We start from the raw sequence: 15725 nt of genomic DNA, 5'->3' as shown, positions 1-15725 counted from the left end.
GCTGCTGAAAATGCTTGCGAATGAATCGACTCCCGAAGGGCGGGGGTGCCGCCCCTTCGAGAGGAGATATAGCCAGAGAGAAAGCTCTCTATGGATAGTATACTATAAAGGGGTTAGCTTTTCACTCTTTCAGTGATTTGCTCCTCAACTTCTTCGGAGATCAGTGAGTCGGTTTCGTTTTTCATCAGCGCAGGATAAATCAACAGCGCCAGAATGAATCCAACCAGCCAGCCGTTTTCACCAAAGAAACGGAAGAAGTTGTTGGTGCCGCCCAACAGACGGGGCAGTCCCAGTACCGGAAGCGCCAGAGAGATGAGCCAGGTGTAGACGGCCTTCATGTTCACGCCGTTGCCATACCAGTAGCGGCTCTGCTCGCCTTTGAACAGGTCGTCAAGATCAAGCACTTTCTTGCGGTACAGGTAATAGTCAGCCACATACATACCGGCCAAGGGGCCCAGGAAGTTGCCGTAAACGCCCAGCCAGTCAAAGAGGTACGCACCTGCGGTGGCCAACAGACGCCAGGGCATCATGGCAACGCCTGCAAAACCGGTGATGAGAGCGCCCATGCCATAGGTGATTTTGCGGGGGTTCAGGTTGGAGATACCATTGGCGGGGGCCACCACGTTGGCGGCGATGTTGGTGGTCAGAGTTGCAATGGCAATACCGGCTGCTCCCAGAATGGTTGCCAGGGGGCTGTTGATATTGGCCACAACGGCAACGGGATCCCATAAAGCTTCACCGTAAACGATGACGGTGGCGCCGGTGACAAACACACCCACAAAGGCGAAAGCGGCCATGGTGGTGGGCAGACCCAGTAATTGACCCATAAACTGGTCTCTTTGGGTTTTGGCATAGCGTGAGAAGTCAGGAATATTCAGTGCCAGGGTTGACCAAAACGCAATATTGGCAGTCAGACCCGGCAGGAAGACGCGCCAGAAAGTACCCGGAGCATAAGTGGCAGGCAGGTTCAGAATGGCACCCACGCTGCTGCCGGCAGCATTAACGGCGGTAATCGCCCATACCATCAGGGCAACTGAGAGAACGCCCAAAATAGGAGCACCCCATGATTGCATGAATTTGATGGCGTCAGGTCCCAGGTAGGCAATCCAGACATTCAGTGCCCAGAAAATAAAGAAGGAGATCCAGATACTGCCGGCCCATGCGGCCCAGGCAGGACTGAGGGAAGCGATGACGGCATCAAGAGCACCGCCGCCGATCCATGTTTGAATACCGAACCAGCCGGCTGCCACGATGGCACGGGCGATGGCGGCAATATGAGCGCCTTTAACACCGAAGGCTAATCGGGCAAATACCGGGTAAGGAATACCATACTTGGTACCGGCGTGGGAGTTCAACTGCATGGGCACCAATACAATCAGGTTGGCAAGGGCGATGTTAAGAATTGCCTGCCACCAGGAAAGACCGGCGGCCATGAGGCCGGAAGCCATCATATAGGTGGGGATACAGACGGACATACCCACCCAGAGAGAAGCGATGTTGTAAGTGGTCCAGGAGCGTTCCTCCAGTTTGGTGGGAGCCAGGTCATCATTGTAGTACAGATTGCCTTCCAGGTTTTTTCGTGCTGCATCGCTCAATTCAAAAAGTCCGTTAACCTCGCGTTGTGTTTTAAGCTTATCTGCCATGCATGTAACACCTCCATTGTCGTTTCTTTGACTGCAAGCAGTCAAAGACCAAAGAAAATAGACATAAGTTCCAATAGTGCGAAAATAAGAACGGGACTGACAGGTGCCTCCTTTCCTGTGGGTTCCTGGTATACATCTGCTTTGGGTGTTTCGGCGTGGTTGGCAGCAGCCGAAATCATGTCTCCCTGTAAATAAGCAAGGATCATGCCATGATTACAGCATCCCTGAAACAAAGGCATACCAGTCTTGTATCTGTTACCGACAAAATTGTCGGGGAAGAACCATGATAAGTGTGATTCAAATGTAAATCAATAAACGGATGAATGTCAACGAAGGGCTCATTTTGAAACGATCAAAAAAAGAATCAATTGCAGACGTTCGATGCTTGAATGAATCAGAAAATTCACTGAATCCATCCGTCTCATCATCTCGTCAGAATATTGACGCATTTATGGTGTTATTATACAGGAAGTTGGGTGATGCTGCAAGTCACCCTGTCCAGGCGCTCATATCACTTCCGTATTGTCATGATTGACATTGATTTCCGCGGTTGTCAGAACGTTGGAATTAACATATAATGGAACGGAAAGCCTTCGGATTCACAAGTGATTTCAGATGCAATATCAACAGGTGGCAGGAATGACAAACGGCAGCAATACTGGGAGGGACATCATCGTGAACAAATGGTTTTCAAGAATACTGGCGGTGCTGCTCATTGCCAGCCTGACGGGAAATGTGTGGTTTTATATGGAATACCGGCAAAACCGACAACGGCTGAATGCCATGGAAGCGCTGGTATCCCAAAGTATTGAGCGCAATATCCGCCAGAGCATGCGTCAGATAGATTTTCTCATGGAAAACGAAACGCCGGAATCCCTGCAACGGCTTCAAAGTGCAGTGGAAGAACTGACGGCTTCCTTCATGCAGTGGGCATTAATGAATCAGCGGGAAGAGGTTCCTCATGAACGATTGCAGGAAGGGCTGGCCGCGATGGAGGCCCTTCGAAACATGCTGGTGGATCAGCTGGAGCGGCAATATCGGGCGCAGGAATCCCGGCTGGGCGACCCAGACAGAGCCATGCTCACAAAAGTGCATGATCAGCTGGGGAGGTTGCTGCTGATTTATCATAACATTCAGGGGCGGTTGGATCAGCTGAGAAATCCGGATGCCAGCGATGGCGGTCTTCGACAGCTGACAGAACAAATTCAGGAAACGGTAGTGCTTTACCGGCACAGCGCCCTGCCCAATCAGCACCCTGGTTATCTGGAACCTGAAGAAGCACTGTTGCGGGCTGAAAAGTACCTGCCTCTCTTTTCAGTGGAAACAATGGAACTGACTTCCCGGGAGGTGCGCATTCGGGAAGGTGTTCACACCTACCGGGCAGAAGCAGTGACGGCGGCAGAACCGGCAAAACTGCGTATTGATGCCCGTGATGGCAGAATAAGAGAATTTCAGGCAGGGACAGTGCCCGAAGGCCCGGGAACTCTCGCGATGGAACATGCGCTGGAAGTTGCCCGAAGCCTGATGCCTTGCGTTGCAGCAGAGGAAGTGCGGGAAGAATTCATGTATAATCAAAACGGGCAGACACAACCGGTCTATCTGTTTCGCTTTACACCGGTGGTTGATGGAGAGATCATCATGACCAGTGATGCCTGCCAGATCACCATTTCAGCAGTGGATGGCACGGTGGTGCATTTTGCAAGCGACTTTTCTGAAACCATGGTTCCAGAAGTGGTGCAGCAGATTTCCATGGAAACACTGCGCAACGAATGCCAACCAGAACTGGGACGTATGATTTATGAAGGACAACGGGTGATCCGCACTTTTGGCACCCGGTTTTCACCCCGCCTGGCTTACAGTTATCGAGTGATGCGAAACGGGCAGTCCACGTTACTCTATTTCGATGTGGAAACCGGACGTCAGATTCATGAAGCCTTTGATCTTTTTCAGCCAGTGACCATAAAGGCAAAGATAACGGGAGTTAACCCATGAGGCTGGTGAGCATTGAAAACGGCGCAGCGGTATTGGCGGTCACCTGCTTTTCCCTGGAAAAAACCCTGACCTGCGGACAGTGTTTCCGCTGGAGGCCAGAACCAGACGGCAGCTATACAGGTGTCGTGAAGGGAGAAGTGCTCAATGCCCGGCAGGAAGCGGACAATCTGATACTGAAGCCGGTTTCTGAAGCAACCTTGCAGAATTTATGGATCTCCTACTTTGACCTTCAACGGGATTATGAGGCCATGAATCAACAACTGCTTCAAAAGGCACCATGGCTTGCAGCGCCCATCGAAACCGGAAAAGGGATCCGGTTGTTACAACAGGACCCCTGGGAAACCACCATCACCTTTCTCTTTTCAGCCAATAATCACATTCCCCGCATCACCAAAAGCATTGAACAGCTGTCATACCGCTATGGCACGCTGATTAACCGAATCAATGATCACGATAACCACGCCTTCCCGAAACCAGATCAATTAACAGATCTGACACTGGAAGATTGGAGGGCAGTGGGGGCTGGCTACCGTGCGAACTACCTTTTCCAAACAGTGCGGCAGTGGAAAGCCTGCTACCGGCTGATGTCAGAGCAGCAGCATCGCGATCCCCGCGCAGACAGGGAACTGTTGCAAACACTTCCGGGCGTCGGGCCGAAGGTTTCCGCCTGCATCAATCTGTTCGGCATGGGGGCCCGGCACCAGTTTCCGGTAGACGTATGGGTGCGCCGCATGGTGAAAAGCCTCTGGCCGGAAGCGCCGCAAACAGATGCAGCCATCGAGGCCGAAGCCTTAAATCTGTTCGGAGAGGCAGCGGGGTATGTCCAACAGCTGCTCTTTTATCACGCCCGTTTGCAAAAAATCAAATAATGTATGAAAAGCCTGATATCATGAAGAATCTCATATCATGAAGAACCTGAAATAAAGATAGTCGATTCAATCATCATTTCGGCTGATTAGTTCAACAGTGAAGGAGAAGTGGATATGTTTGGAACCATTGTCAACAGTCTGGCCATTTTACTGGGAGGGTGTCTGGGCCTGCTTTTTCAAAAAGGCATCGCTGATCGTTTTAAAAATACCGTGATGCAGGCGTTGGGGCTGTCGGTTTTAATGATTGGCATGTCGGGGGCGCTGAAAAGCGAAAACATACTGCTGCTGATTTTTTCACTGGTGGTGGGAAGTTTGGTGGGAGAAGCATTGAAAGTGGAAGATAAACTGACGGCTTTTGGTAAATGGATGGAGGCCCGCTCCGGCAGAGGTGAAGGGCAGGTAGCCCGTGGGTTTGTGGCCACCAGCCTCATTTATTGTGTGGGTGCCATGGCCATTGTGGGTGCCCTGGAGAGTGGGCTAACAGGAAATCACGAAACCTTGTATGCCAAATCATTATTGGACGGCGTCTCTGCGGTTATTTTTGCTTCCACGCTGGGGGTGGGAGTGCTGCTTTCGGCCCTGAGTGTGCTGGTTTACCAGGGGGCCATCACCCTGGCAGCCGGGGCGCTGGCAGTGGTGTTGGTGGACGCTGTGATTCTGGAAATGTCAGCCATTGGAGGTCTCTTGATTGTAGGTATTGCCGTTAATATTCTTGAAATTAAACGAATCCCTGTTGGAAACATGCTGCCGGCCGTTTTTGTCCCACTATTCTACCCTGTGGTTGAACCTTTTTTAACGAAGTTGGTCCAATTCTTGCAAACATTATTCTAATGTCTTTTAGTAAGAAAGGGAGGTTGATCGCATGCAGATATTGATAGGAGCTGCCGTGGGAGTTGCAGTAGGGTTTGTGCTGTGCTACTTAACGGTTGCCGGAAAAGGGAAAAAGCTTCGCCATAATGTGGGCAAGGTACTGGAAGAGTACAGCCGGGGGAATGTGCTGAAAGAGATGGACACCACCGGATATGGTGCGTCAGACCAAATCATTCTCAAGCCGCTTGGAGCATTGCACCAGATGCTGAAAAACTGGGTTTATCAGATTGTGCGATCCTCCAGTATCATCAGCCGGCTTACCCAGGAACTCAATGAAGATTCCCATGCCAGTCTGAAGGAAATATCACAACTGTCCCAGAAAATCAGTGACTTTTCGGCGGATGCCTATCAGGTGAGTAATGACATCATGGAAGCAGCTTCCATCTCTGAAGAGCTTTCCAGCGGCAGCGCAGAAATTGCCGCGGCTGGTCGTCAGGTGCAGGAACGTACCATTAAAACCAGAGAAGTGGTGGATGTCGGCGGGGAAGCCATTGAAAAAGCGATCCGGGTGATGGATGAAATTGGCCAAAAACTGGAAGGCACCGGTGATGAACTGAAGAAGCTTGATCAGATGATGAACAACATCACTGGTATGTCGGTGAAAATCAACAAGATAGCAGAACAGATTAACCTACTCTCCCTGAACGCTTCCATTGAGGCGGCACGGGCTGGGGAAGCCGGCCGGGGCTTCACCATTGTCGCCCAGGAAATTGGAAAACTGGCAGACGAAAGTGCCGGTGCTTCCTCTGAGATCAGCCGTGTGGTCGAAGGCATCATGGGGCAGATGAACACCACCCATGATCTGATGGAGTCGGGTGTTCTCCAGGGGCATGAAGGACAGCAGGTTGGCCGTGAAGCCAGAGGAAAGCTGACGGAGATCATGAAAGCAATGGAAGAAATTCTTGAGGCCATTGGACATATCAGCACAGTCACCGGTGAACAGTCGGAAGCCACCGAACAGATGGCCACTCATATTGAAAAAGTGGCGGCTTTCTCGCGTGACACCATGAGTACGCTGGAGCAGATCAACGGTATGATGGAACAGCAGAATGCCTACATTGAAAAAAGCACACAAAAAGCAGACGAACTGTATGACATCAGCCATGGACTGGGCGAATTTGGCGGCCAGTTTGATGAAATGCTGGGTCGCTGTCTGGTGCGCTACAGCCAGCGTCTGGCAGATGAAATCAAGATGAAGGGCTTGCAGCAGGTTGATCTCAATGCATTTGCCCGCAAAACCGGTGCTGCCGACTTCTATGTCACTGATGAAACAGCTACCATCGTTGCCAGCTCCGACAAGGCGGCCATTGGTTTTCAGTTCCCGGATGATCCGGCTTCCCAGGCCTTCGATTTTCTGAAAATCCTGAAAGATCCCAAACATCAGGTGATCCAAAAAATGCAGCCAAGAGACCTGGATAATGAATACTATAAATTTGCCGGAGTGTCTCGCAGTGACGGAAAAGGCATTGTGCAGGCCTCGCTTGCCATGAGGGATATTCCAAAATTCCATATTCGTATGGATCTATAGACATTTTCCAAATGGATTTGATGACATTCTCCCAATAAACAGATGATCTGAGAGCTCGTTAAGCGGGCTCTTTTTCTCTGCAACGATTTTGAAACAATATTTCAACATAAATAAGAGCAATGATGAATAATAAGAAGAAAGAAAGAGATATCGAGAGATAAATCGCAGCAAATGCAATTTATGGCGAAAATCGTTTTCAAATAAGGTTTGCAAGCCATTTTTCTTTTCTATATGATAAGTGTGTTAGCACTCGATCGAGGTGAGTGCTAACAAATCGGTGAACAATGAAAAACCATAGAGAAATGAAAAAGGAGGCAAAAGAAGGTATGAACATTAAACCATTGGGCGATCGAGTTGTGATCAAGAAGTTGGAGGCAGAGGAAAAAACAAAAAGCGGTATCGTTCTTCCCGGAACAGCCAAAGAACAACCACAAATGGCTGAAGTACTGGCAGTGGGTCCTGGCGGCATGGTAGACGGTAAAGAGGTTAAAATGGAACTGAAAGTCGGAGACAAAGTGATTTTCTCCAAGTACTCCGGCACAGAAGTTAAATTGGATGGCGAAGAAGTAACCATTGTGCGTCAAAACGACGTACTGGCGATTGTAGAATAGAGTTTCTGAAGACTGGTAACTTGTAAATTACTAAGGAGGGAATTAGAATTATGGCTAAAGACATTAAATTCAAAGAAGACGCCAGACGCGCACTGGAAAGTGGTGTCAATCAACTGGCGAACACTGTTAAAATCACCCTTGGACCAAAAGGACGCAACGTCGTTATCGATAAGAAGTTCGGCTCACCCCTCATCACCAACGATGGTGTCACCATTGCCCGTGAAATCGAACTGGAAGACCCCTTCGAAAACATGGGGGCTCAACTGGTCAAAGAAGTTGCCACCAAAACCAACGATGTGGCCGGTGACGGTACCACCACTGCCACACTGCTGGCCCAGGCCATCATTCGTGAAGGCATGAAAAATGTGGCTGCCGGTGCCAATCCCATGATTCTGAAAAAAGGCATCTACAAAGCGGTTGAAACTGCTGTTGACGAACTGGGCAAAATTGCCCTGCCTGTGGAAAGCAAATCAGCCATTGCACAGGTGGGAGCCATCTCTGCCAGCGATGAAGAAATCGGCAACCTGATTGCTGACGCCATGGATAAAGTGGGCAAAGACGGTGTCATCACTGTTGAAGAATCCAAATCCATGGGAACCACACTGGAACTGGTGGAAGGCATGCAGTTTGATCGTGGCTACCTGTCACCCTACATGGTAACCGATGCAGAAAAAATGGAAGCGGTTCTGAGTGATGCTTTCGTTCTCATCACCGACAAGAAAATCTCCAATGTTCAGGAAATCCTGCCACTGCTGGAACAAATCGTTCAGCAGGGCCGTAAGCTGTTAATCATTGCAGAAGACATCGAAGGCGAAGCTCTGGCCACTCTGGTGGTAAACAAGCTGCGCGGTACCTTCGAATGCGTTGCTGTGAAAGCACCTGGCTTTGGCGACAGAAGAAAAGCCATGCTGGAAGACATCGCCATCCTTACCGGCGGCAAAGTGATCTCCGAAGAACTGGGTTACGAGCTGAAAACCGCAACGGTTGATATGCTGGGACGCGCCCGTACCATTAAAGTGGACAAAGACAATACCACCATCGTGGAAGGCAGCGGCGACCAAAGCACCATTCATGACCGCATTGCACAAATCAAAAAGCAAATCGAAGACACCACTTCAGATTTCGATCGTGAAAAACTGCAGGAGCGACTGGCCAAGCTTTCCGGCGGTGTTGCAGTGATTCAGGTTGGAGCAGCCACTGAAACCGAGCTGAAAGAGCGTAAGCTTCGCATTGAAGACGCTTTGAATGCCACACGTGCTGCTGTTGAAGAAGGCATTGTTGCCGGCGGTGGAACTGCCCTGGTGAACGTGATTCCTGCCATTGAAGATTTGCTGAAAGGCATGACGGGAGATGAAAAAACCGGTGCGGCCATTGTTCGTCGTGCGCTGGAAGAGCCTCTGCGCCAAATCGCAGAAAATGCCGGCCTCGAAGGATCAGTCATTGTGGAAAAAGTGATGAACTCCGATAAAAACATCGGCTTCGACGCATTGAATGAAAAATACGTCAACATGATCGACGCTGGTATTGTTGACCCCAAAAAGGTGACCAGAAGTGCGCTTCAGAACGCTGGTTCCATCTCTGCAATGCTGCTGACCACTGAAAGTGCAGTGGTTGACCTGCCGGAAAAAGAATCTGCAGGTGCCCCGGGCGGCATGGGCGGCATGGGCGGCGGAATGCCCATGATGTAATTGTAAAGTCTAAACACTTTACAACACATCATCACCCGCGAAACATAATACATTATGGAAACCAGGGCGGTGGCATTTCGCCCTGGTTTTTTATGTTGAAAGCCAGCATTCATCATGATTTTGATTCATTGAAAAAAATCAATGGAAAACCAATAAATAACTTGCAAAACATTCGCTCATTTGCTATAATGAGTTTAAGGAAGATGACTCCTTCCTCGAATCCTCTCAAAAAGACGTTGAGGTGCTGCACGAAGAAGTATCCCACTGCACCAAGCAACACCAAGCAACACCAAGCAACACCAAGCAACACCAAGCAACACCAAGCAACACCAAGCAACACCAAGCAACACCAAGCAACACCAAGCAACACCAAGCAACACCAAGCAACACCAAGCAACACCAAGCAGGTTGATGTTCCGGTTTTTGAGGAACAGCTGCAGGGAATGAAACTGCAGTCAATCGTTGAAAGAGGGTATTGAATGAGTTTCTGCATCGAAGGAGTGGCAGAGCTGCGGCATCTGTCCCAAAAGAGAGGATTCATTTTTGAATAACCGGATTCCAAGGAAAGATAATGGAATCCGGTTATTACTTTTTTGGCGAATAAGGCTCTCTCGGGCATATGCGAGAACACACACGCCATCCATATGACAGATGGCGGCGCTGGACGTGTTGCTGATGATTCGATATAATGAAGCCATCACCGCCAGAAAACAGGAGGAATCAGCAATGATCTATCGACCTTATGGCAAAACAGGCAAAGAGGTATCTGTCATTGGTTTCGGAGGCATGCGCTTTGGAGACGACGATGATTACGCGGCAGAAGTGGTGCGCTATGCCAGTGAAAAAGGGATCAACTACTTCGACACAGCGCCCTTCTATTGCGATGACCGCAGCGAATCCATCTTTGGAAAAGCCTTCAAAAAAATGCCCAACCCGTACTATATTTCCACCAAAAGCATGATCCGCAAAGAAAAAACAGCAGATGAAGTGCGTGCCCGCATCGAAAAATCCCTGGGCCGCCTGGGCGTTGATAAAATCAACTTCTTTCATATGTGGTGTCTGATGGACCTTGACCAGTATCGGCGGGTCATGGCTCCTGGCGGTCCCTATGAAGGGGCCATGAAAGCAAAAGCCGAAGGCCTGGTGGATCACGTTGTCTTCTCCACCCACTGTACCGGCAAAGACATCCGCACCATTATTGAAGATGACGTCTTTGAAGGGGTACTGCTGGGCTACAATGTCATCAATCATCCCTTCCGGCAGGAAGGGGTTCAGGCCGCCTTGGAGCATCAGCTGGGAGTGGTGACCATGAACCCCCTGAGCGGTGGGCTGATTCCCCGTTATCAGGACCACTTCAGCTTTATCAGGGAGTACGACGAAGAAAGCACCGTGCAGGCAGCCCTGCGCTTTAACGCGGCACAACCGGGCATTACCGTGGTGCTGGCAGGGATGGGCAGCAAAGAAGAGGTGGATGAAAACACCGCGGCTGTGGCGCGTCCGCTAACAGTATCAGAAGCAAAGCGCCGGGAAATTTCAGGAAAGCTGACGGAAAAACTGGACGCTCTGTGCACCAACTGTCAGTATTGCCGGGAAAAGAAATGCCCGTCAAAAATTAAAATGAACCTTTACATGGAAGCCTACAATCTGTCACTGCTCATCAACTCCGACGAAACCCTCCGACAGCTGGACTGGTACCATGACCGGGGTGAGTTGAAAGCGGAAGACGGGCTTCCGGGAGACTGCATTGCCTGTGGTATCTGCGAAACCCTGTGCACTCAAAAACTGCCCATCATTCAGCGGCTGGAAGCAGTACAGGCGATGCTGGACCAGCGTTCATAGCTTCAAATGCCAGCAGGTTGCCGAAGTAACTGATCATGTTTTCAATAAAACAGCCACCAACTACGTCTGCGATCATTGTGGATACGTTTATTGGTTTCTGATGTAATCAGATGCAACCGTTGAAATGCAAGATATTTCCGAACCTTTCACATCCTATTGACATGGCTCATTTCCTCTGATAAGCTTGAGGACAACCATCAACCAGAACGGCATGCATGGAAAACAAAATCCACTTTCGCCCTGAGCCGAAACCGGCTTACAGGCACTGCTCAAACTGAATGATGCTGCACTCATATAATGCCACTAATACGGAATGGCAGTCTCTACAAGGGAACCGTAAATTCCTTTTCTATGGGTGAATTGTTGTTATTGGAAGAAACTTGTCCACTAACCCTTTTCTCCCGCGCCTTGGTGATGAAATCGGTTGGTGGATTTTTTTGACAGGAAAGAGGCATCGGTCACGTGAAGGAGGAAATGCAGATGAACAAAATTATGAAAGAGGGACTCACTTTTGATGATGTCCTGTTGATTCCAGGCGCATCAGAAGTACTGCCCGCCCAGGTGGATCTACACACCCGTTTAACACCCTCCCTTAAACTGAACATCCCGCTTCTCAGTGCCGGCATGGATACCGTCACAGAAGGCAAAATGGCCATTTCAATGGCCCGGGAGGGCGGTATTGGCATTATCCACAAAAACATGACCATTGAAGAGCAGGCACTTGAAGTGGATAAAGTCAAACGAAGTGAACACGGCGTGATTGTGGATCCTTTCTTTTTGTCTCCCGACCATGCCGTTTCCGACGCGCTGGAACTGATGGAGCGCTACCATATCTCCGGGGTTCCCATCACCGTGAAGGGAAAACTGGTGGGAATCATCACCAACCGGGATATCCGCTTTGTGAGAGACTATGACAAGCTCATCGATGAGGTCATGACCAAGGAAAACCTGGTGACGGCCAAAGAAGGTGTCACCATGGATGAAGCCAAGGAAGTTCTCATGATCCACAAAATTGAAAAACTGCCCATTATCGACGATCAAGGCATGCTCAAAGGCCTCATCACCATTAAAGACATTGAAAAAGCCATCAAGTACCCCAACTCCGCCAAAGACGACAAGGGCCGGCTGCTGGTGGGTGCTGCCGTAGGCGTCACAGCAGACATGCTGGAACGGGTACAGGCACTGGTGCGTTCCAAGGTGGATGTGGTGGTGGTAGACACCGCCCATGGTCATTCCAAAGGGGTACTGGAGGCGGTGGCCAGCATTCGAAAGCAATACCCCGAGCTGCAGATTATTGGCGGTAATGTGGCCACGGCAGAAGGCACTGAAGCCCTCATTAAAGCGGGTGTCAATGCGGTGAAAGTAGGCATCGGCCCTGGATCCATCTGCACCACCCGGGTGGTCACCGGCGTCGGTGTCCCGCAAATCACCGCCATTTATGACTGCTCTCAAGCAGCGGCTCCCCATGGCATTCCCGTGATTGCAGATGGCGGCATCAAATATTCCGGCGACATCGTCAAAGCATTGGCAGCCGGAGCCCACACCGTGATGATTGGATCTCTCTTTGCTGGCACCGAAGAAAGTCCTGGAGAAACGGTGATTTACAAGGGACGCAGCTTCAAAACCTATCGTGGCATGGGCTCCATGGGAGCCATGAAAGAAGGCAGCCGCGACCGTTATTTTCAAGATCAATCTGATGAAAAGAAACTGGTGCCCGAAGGCGTCGAAGGCCGGGTTCCCCACAAGGGCCCACTGAAAGACACGGTGTATCAGCTCATGGGCGGTCTTCGTTCCGGCATGGGCTACTGTGGCACGCCCACCATCGACGATCTGCGGCAAAAAGCTTCCTTTATCAAAATTACCGGGGCCTCCCTTATTGAAGGACATCCCCATGATATCTACATCACCAAAGAAGCACCCAACTACAGTGTAAGAGACACCGAATAAGGGTATCATTTATCAGGCAACGGAGACAGGTGACACAAGAAAGACCATTGAGGGAGGATCAAGTGGATGGAGAAAGAAAATGTATTAATCCTTGATTTTGGAGGCCAGTACAACCAGCTCATTGCCCGAAGAGTGCGTGAATGCCAGGTGTACTGCGAAGTGGTGCCTTACCATGTTTCGGCTGAAAAAGTGAAAGAAATCAACCCTGTGGGGATTATTTTTAGCGGAGGTCCAGCCAGCGTGTATGCAGAAGGAGCCCCTCAGTGTGATCCTGCCATTTTTGACATGGGCATTCCTGTGCTGGGCATCTGCTACGGGGGGCAGCTCATGGCACGCCATTATGGCGGCAGCGTCAACCGGGCCGAAAAAAGAGAATATGGTAAAGTGGGTCTGCAGTTTCAGGGAAAATCCACCATTTTTGAAGGTCTGCCAGAGGGCCTCATCAGCTGGATGAGCCACACCGACTTCATCGACCGGGCACCTGAAGGCTTCAGTATCACCGCCGCTACCCCCGACTGTCCCGTGGCCGCCATGGAAGACCCACAGCGAAAAGCCTATGCCCTTCAGTTTCACCCCGAGGTGGAACATACCCAGCAGGGAATTGACATTATCCGTAATTTTCTATACAAGGTATGCCAATGCACCGGCGACTGGACCACTGGCAATCTCATCGAAGAAGCCATCGACACCATTCGCCAACAGGTGGGAGACCGCAAGGTGCTCTGCGCCCTCTCAGGAGGAGTGGATTCCTCTGTGGCAGCCGTTTTGGTTCACAGAGCCATCGGAGACAAACTCACCTGCGTGTTCGTGGACCATGGGCTGCTGCGCAAAAACGAAGGCGATCAGGTGGAAGACCTCTTCACCAACAAATTCCACCTCAACTTCATTCGAGTGAACGCTCAGGAACGTTTTCTGGCAGGCCTGGCCGGTGTCACCGAACCAGAGGCAAAACGAAAGTTTATCGGCGAAACCTTTATTCGCGTCTTTGAGGAAGAAGCATCCCGACTGGGCGAAATGGACTTTCTGGTACAGGGCACCCTTTATCCGGATATCATCGAAAGCGGCACCGATACCGCCGCCGTCATCAAAAGCCACCACAACGTGGGCGGTCTGCCGGAAGACATGAAGTTTCAGCTCATCGAACCCTTCAAATATCTGTTTAAAGATGAAGTTCGGGCCATTGGCGCCGCCTTGGGAATCCCCGACGAAGTGGTTTGGCGCCAGCCCTTCCCCGGCCCCGGTCTGGCCGTGCGCATACTGGGAGAAATCACCGAAGAAAAGCTCCACATTGTGCGGGAGGCAGACGCGGTGGTGCGGGAAGAAATCAAAAAAGCCGGCCTTGATCGTGATATCTGGCAGTACTTCGCTGTGCTTCCAGGCATCAAAAGCGTGGGAGTCATGGGAGATGAACGCACCTACTCCCATACCGTCGCCATTCGCGCCATCACCAGCTCCGACGCCATGACCGCCGACTGGGCCCGCATTCCCCACGACGTGCTGGCCGCCATGGCCAACCGCATAGTCAACGAAGTTGACCAGGTGAACCGGGTGGTGTATGACATTACCTCAAAACCCCCCGCAACCGTTGAGTGGGAGTAACAACAGCAAACATTGAATAGCCCCGCAAGCACTGTGAATATAGTGTTTGAGGGGCTGTTTTTATTGTTGACCGTTTGTTGAATCTGATTAAGTGACTCACTTCTCCGATTATTTAGAAATATTACGTTGATATTACTGGATTTGATGGCATGACTAAGGCATAATAGAAGTGGTGGCAAAACAAAGAACCTGCTAAATCATCGCATATTGTAATGTTGCGGCAAGAAGTAAGTATTACCGAACCAAAGTTCGCAAATACCTATTGAAATGGGAGGTAAAGCGAACTGAGTGGCGGGAATAAGACGTTATCGGAAATTCAGTTTAAAATTCATACTTAGAAAAAAAATAAATAAGGAGAAAAGATATGTTGAAAATCATTAGAAAACTATTTGAAACGCTAAAAAGACTAGAGAGCATACTGACAAGAGAATATTTTGGGTCATTCAATGGCTTTTTTCTAGTTTTTATAGGAATAATAGTTTTTGTAGGAATAGGAAAAGCAATAGATGATAATTTTGGTATTAATGTTTTTCTAAGGATAGCATTTTTTACCATGGGTACATATATTTACTCTTTAGTTCCATTTGCGGTTTATTGTCGCTGCTAACGCTGGCTGTCCAGAACCAGACGGACTAAATTGACCGAAAACTGCCGGACTTTGTGACCAGAAAACCCAAAAGCGCCTTTTAACACTTTTGGGTCATCCATCACAGGTGCTGCTGACCGGCTTTCTGCCCTCCGGGAAACGGAGGGAGTTTACGCGTCTTGCCCCAGACCAGGCGCTGTGGGTGGTAAGATGTTTTTACAGTCATACGGTAAGGAGTTTTTCTCTTGCACAGTAAGGAGAATTTTTCTGGTACAGTAAGCACTTTTTTCACTGCATGGTAAACAGAATTTTCTTCTGATGGTAAGCACTTTTTTCCTGGCTCTATGACAAGTCTGCCACAAGGAGAAGGCATCCGCCTCAAGTCAGTATATACTGTACTTATTGCAGTATATATGAGGAGGCCGAGATGATGCTGAGTAAAAAACACATGCAGGAAAGGGAGTGTAAAATAAATTGTGCTTTTAGCTAATCCAACTATAATAACAGTAGGGAGAGGATGGAAATGGCTAAGAGCAAAAAACCAAGAATCATG

13 protein-coding genes and 1 riboswitch are annotated in these 15725 nt (G+C 49.7%); of the genes, 11 read left to right on the top strand and 2 right to left on the bottom strand.

Features of this window, described 5'->3' with window-relative positions; all coding sequences use genetic code 11:
• Positions 1–113: 113 nt before the first annotated feature.
• Complete coding sequence (locus QOL74_RS15120) at positions 114–1643, bottom strand: NCS1 family nucleobase:cation symporter-1 (protein WP_283410339.1); 1530 nt, start codon at positions 1641–1643, stop codon at positions 114–116.
• Positions 1644–2318: 675 nt separating this feature from the next.
• On the opposite strand from QOL74_RS15120, the gene QOL74_RS15115 reads away from it, so the two are divergent.
• The 11 genes from QOL74_RS15115 to QOL74_RS15065 all read left to right on the top strand — a co-directional run bounded on the left by QOL74_RS15115 (position 2319) and on the right by QOL74_RS15065 (position 15193).
• Positions 2319–3635, top strand: a complete 1317-nt coding sequence (locus tag QOL74_RS15115) for a hypothetical protein (protein WP_283410338.1) — start codon at positions 2319–2321, stop codon at positions 3633–3635.
• Positions 3632–4504: a DNA glycosylase gene (locus QOL74_RS15110; protein WP_283410337.1), complete on the top strand. Its 873-nt coding sequence runs from the start codon at positions 3632–3634 to the stop codon at positions 4502–4504. Before QOL74_RS15115 ends, QOL74_RS15110 begins: the two co-directional genes overlap by 4 nt.
• Before the next feature lie 114 nt (positions 4505–4618).
• Positions 4619–5335 carry a DUF554 domain-containing protein gene (locus QOL74_RS15105; RefSeq protein ID WP_283410336.1) on the top strand — a complete coding sequence of 239 codons (717 nt, stop codon included), beginning with the start codon at positions 4619–4621 and terminating at the stop codon, positions 5333–5335.
• A 31-nt stretch (positions 5336–5366) separates the two neighbouring features.
• Positions 5367–6902, top strand: a complete 1536-nt coding sequence (locus QOL74_RS15100; RefSeq protein WP_283410335.1) for a methyl-accepting chemotaxis protein — start codon at positions 5367–5369, stop codon at positions 6900–6902.
• 326 nt (positions 6903–7228) lie between these two features.
• On the top strand, positions 7229–7513 hold the full coding sequence (groES, locus tag QOL74_RS15095; protein ID WP_283410334.1) for a co-chaperone GroES: 285 nt from the start codon (positions 7229–7231) through the stop codon (positions 7511–7513).
• Between the two features lie 50 nt (positions 7514–7563).
• A complete protein-coding gene (groL, locus tag QOL74_RS15090; RefSeq protein WP_283410333.1) occupies positions 7564–9201 on the top strand; it encodes a chaperonin GroEL in 1638 nt (545 codons plus the stop codon).
• A 95-nt stretch (positions 9202–9296) separates the two neighbouring features.
• On the top strand, positions 9297–9680 hold the full coding sequence (locus QOL74_RS15085) for a hypothetical protein (protein WP_283410332.1): 384 nt from the start codon (positions 9297–9299) through the stop codon (positions 9678–9680).
• Between the two features lie 196 nt (positions 9681–9876).
• Positions 9877–11040, top strand: a complete 1164-nt coding sequence (locus tag QOL74_RS15080; RefSeq protein WP_283410331.1) for an aldo/keto reductase — start codon at positions 9877–9879, stop codon at positions 11038–11040.
• A 270-nt stretch (positions 11041–11310) separates the two neighbouring features.
• A riboswitch (purine riboswitch) is annotated at positions 11311–11412 on the top strand.
• A gap of 102 nt (positions 11413–11514) precedes the next feature.
• Positions 11515–12987, top strand: coding sequence for an IMP dehydrogenase (gene guaB, locus QOL74_RS15075; RefSeq protein ID WP_283410330.1), 1473 nt, complete (start codon positions 11515–11517; stop codon positions 12985–12987).
• A gap of 66 nt (positions 12988–13053) precedes the next feature.
• Positions 13054–14586 carry a glutamine-hydrolyzing GMP synthase gene (guaA, locus tag QOL74_RS15070; RefSeq protein ID WP_283410329.1) on the top strand — a complete coding sequence of 511 codons (1533 nt, stop codon included), beginning with the start codon at positions 13054–13056 and terminating at the stop codon, positions 14584–14586.
• 364 nt (positions 14587–14950) lie between these two features.
• Complete coding sequence (locus tag QOL74_RS15065) at positions 14951–15193, top strand: hypothetical protein (RefSeq protein WP_283410328.1); 243 nt, start codon at positions 14951–14953, stop codon at positions 15191–15193.
• Positions 15194–15293: 100 nt separating this feature from the next.
• Here QOL74_RS15065 and QOL74_RS15060 read toward each other — a convergent pair.
• The coding region (locus QOL74_RS15060) for a hypothetical protein (protein ID WP_283410327.1) at positions 15294–15725 on the bottom strand (432 nt) is incomplete at its 5' end.

Source organism: Anoxynatronum buryatiense (assembly GCF_900182905.1).
GTDB lineage: Bacteria > Bacillota > Clostridia > Peptostreptococcales > Tindalliaceae > Anoxynatronum > Anoxynatronum buryatiense.
This window is presented reverse-complemented; position numbering and strand designations above follow the sequence as displayed.

Excerpts from the sequence above, each read along its gene's own strand:
- guaA (WP_283410329.1), top strand. The coding sequence starts at position 13,054 with ATGGAGAAAGAAAATGTATTAATCCTTGATTTTGGAGGCCAGTACAAC.
- QOL74_RS15065 (WP_283410328.1), top strand. The coding sequence starts at position 14,951 with ATGTTGAAAATCATTAGAAAACTATTTGAAACGCTAAAAAGACTAGAG.
- guaB (WP_283410330.1), top strand. The coding sequence starts at position 11,515 with ATGCAGATGAACAAAATTATGAAAGAGGGACTCACTTTTGATGATGTC.
- QOL74_RS15080 (WP_283410331.1), top strand. The coding sequence starts at position 9,877 with ATGATTCGATATAATGAAGCCATCACCGCCAGAAAACAGGAGGAATCA.
- groES (WP_283410334.1), top strand. The coding sequence starts at position 7,229 with ATGAACATTAAACCATTGGGCGATCGAGTTGTGATCAAGAAGTTGGAG.
- QOL74_RS15120 (WP_283410339.1), bottom strand. The coding sequence starts at position 1,643 with ATGGCAGATAAGCTTAAAACACAACGCGAGGTTAACGGACTTTTTGAA.
- QOL74_RS15110 (WP_283410337.1), top strand. The coding sequence starts at position 3,632 with ATGAGGCTGGTGAGCATTGAAAACGGCGCAGCGGTATTGGCGGTCACC.
- groL (WP_283410333.1), top strand. The coding sequence starts at position 7,564 with ATGGCTAAAGACATTAAATTCAAAGAAGACGCCAGACGCGCACTGGAA.
- QOL74_RS15105 (WP_283410336.1), top strand. The coding sequence starts at position 4,619 with ATGTTTGGAACCATTGTCAACAGTCTGGCCATTTTACTGGGAGGGTGT.
- QOL74_RS15100 (WP_283410335.1), top strand. The coding sequence starts at position 5,367 with ATGCAGATATTGATAGGAGCTGCCGTGGGAGTTGCAGTAGGGTTTGTG.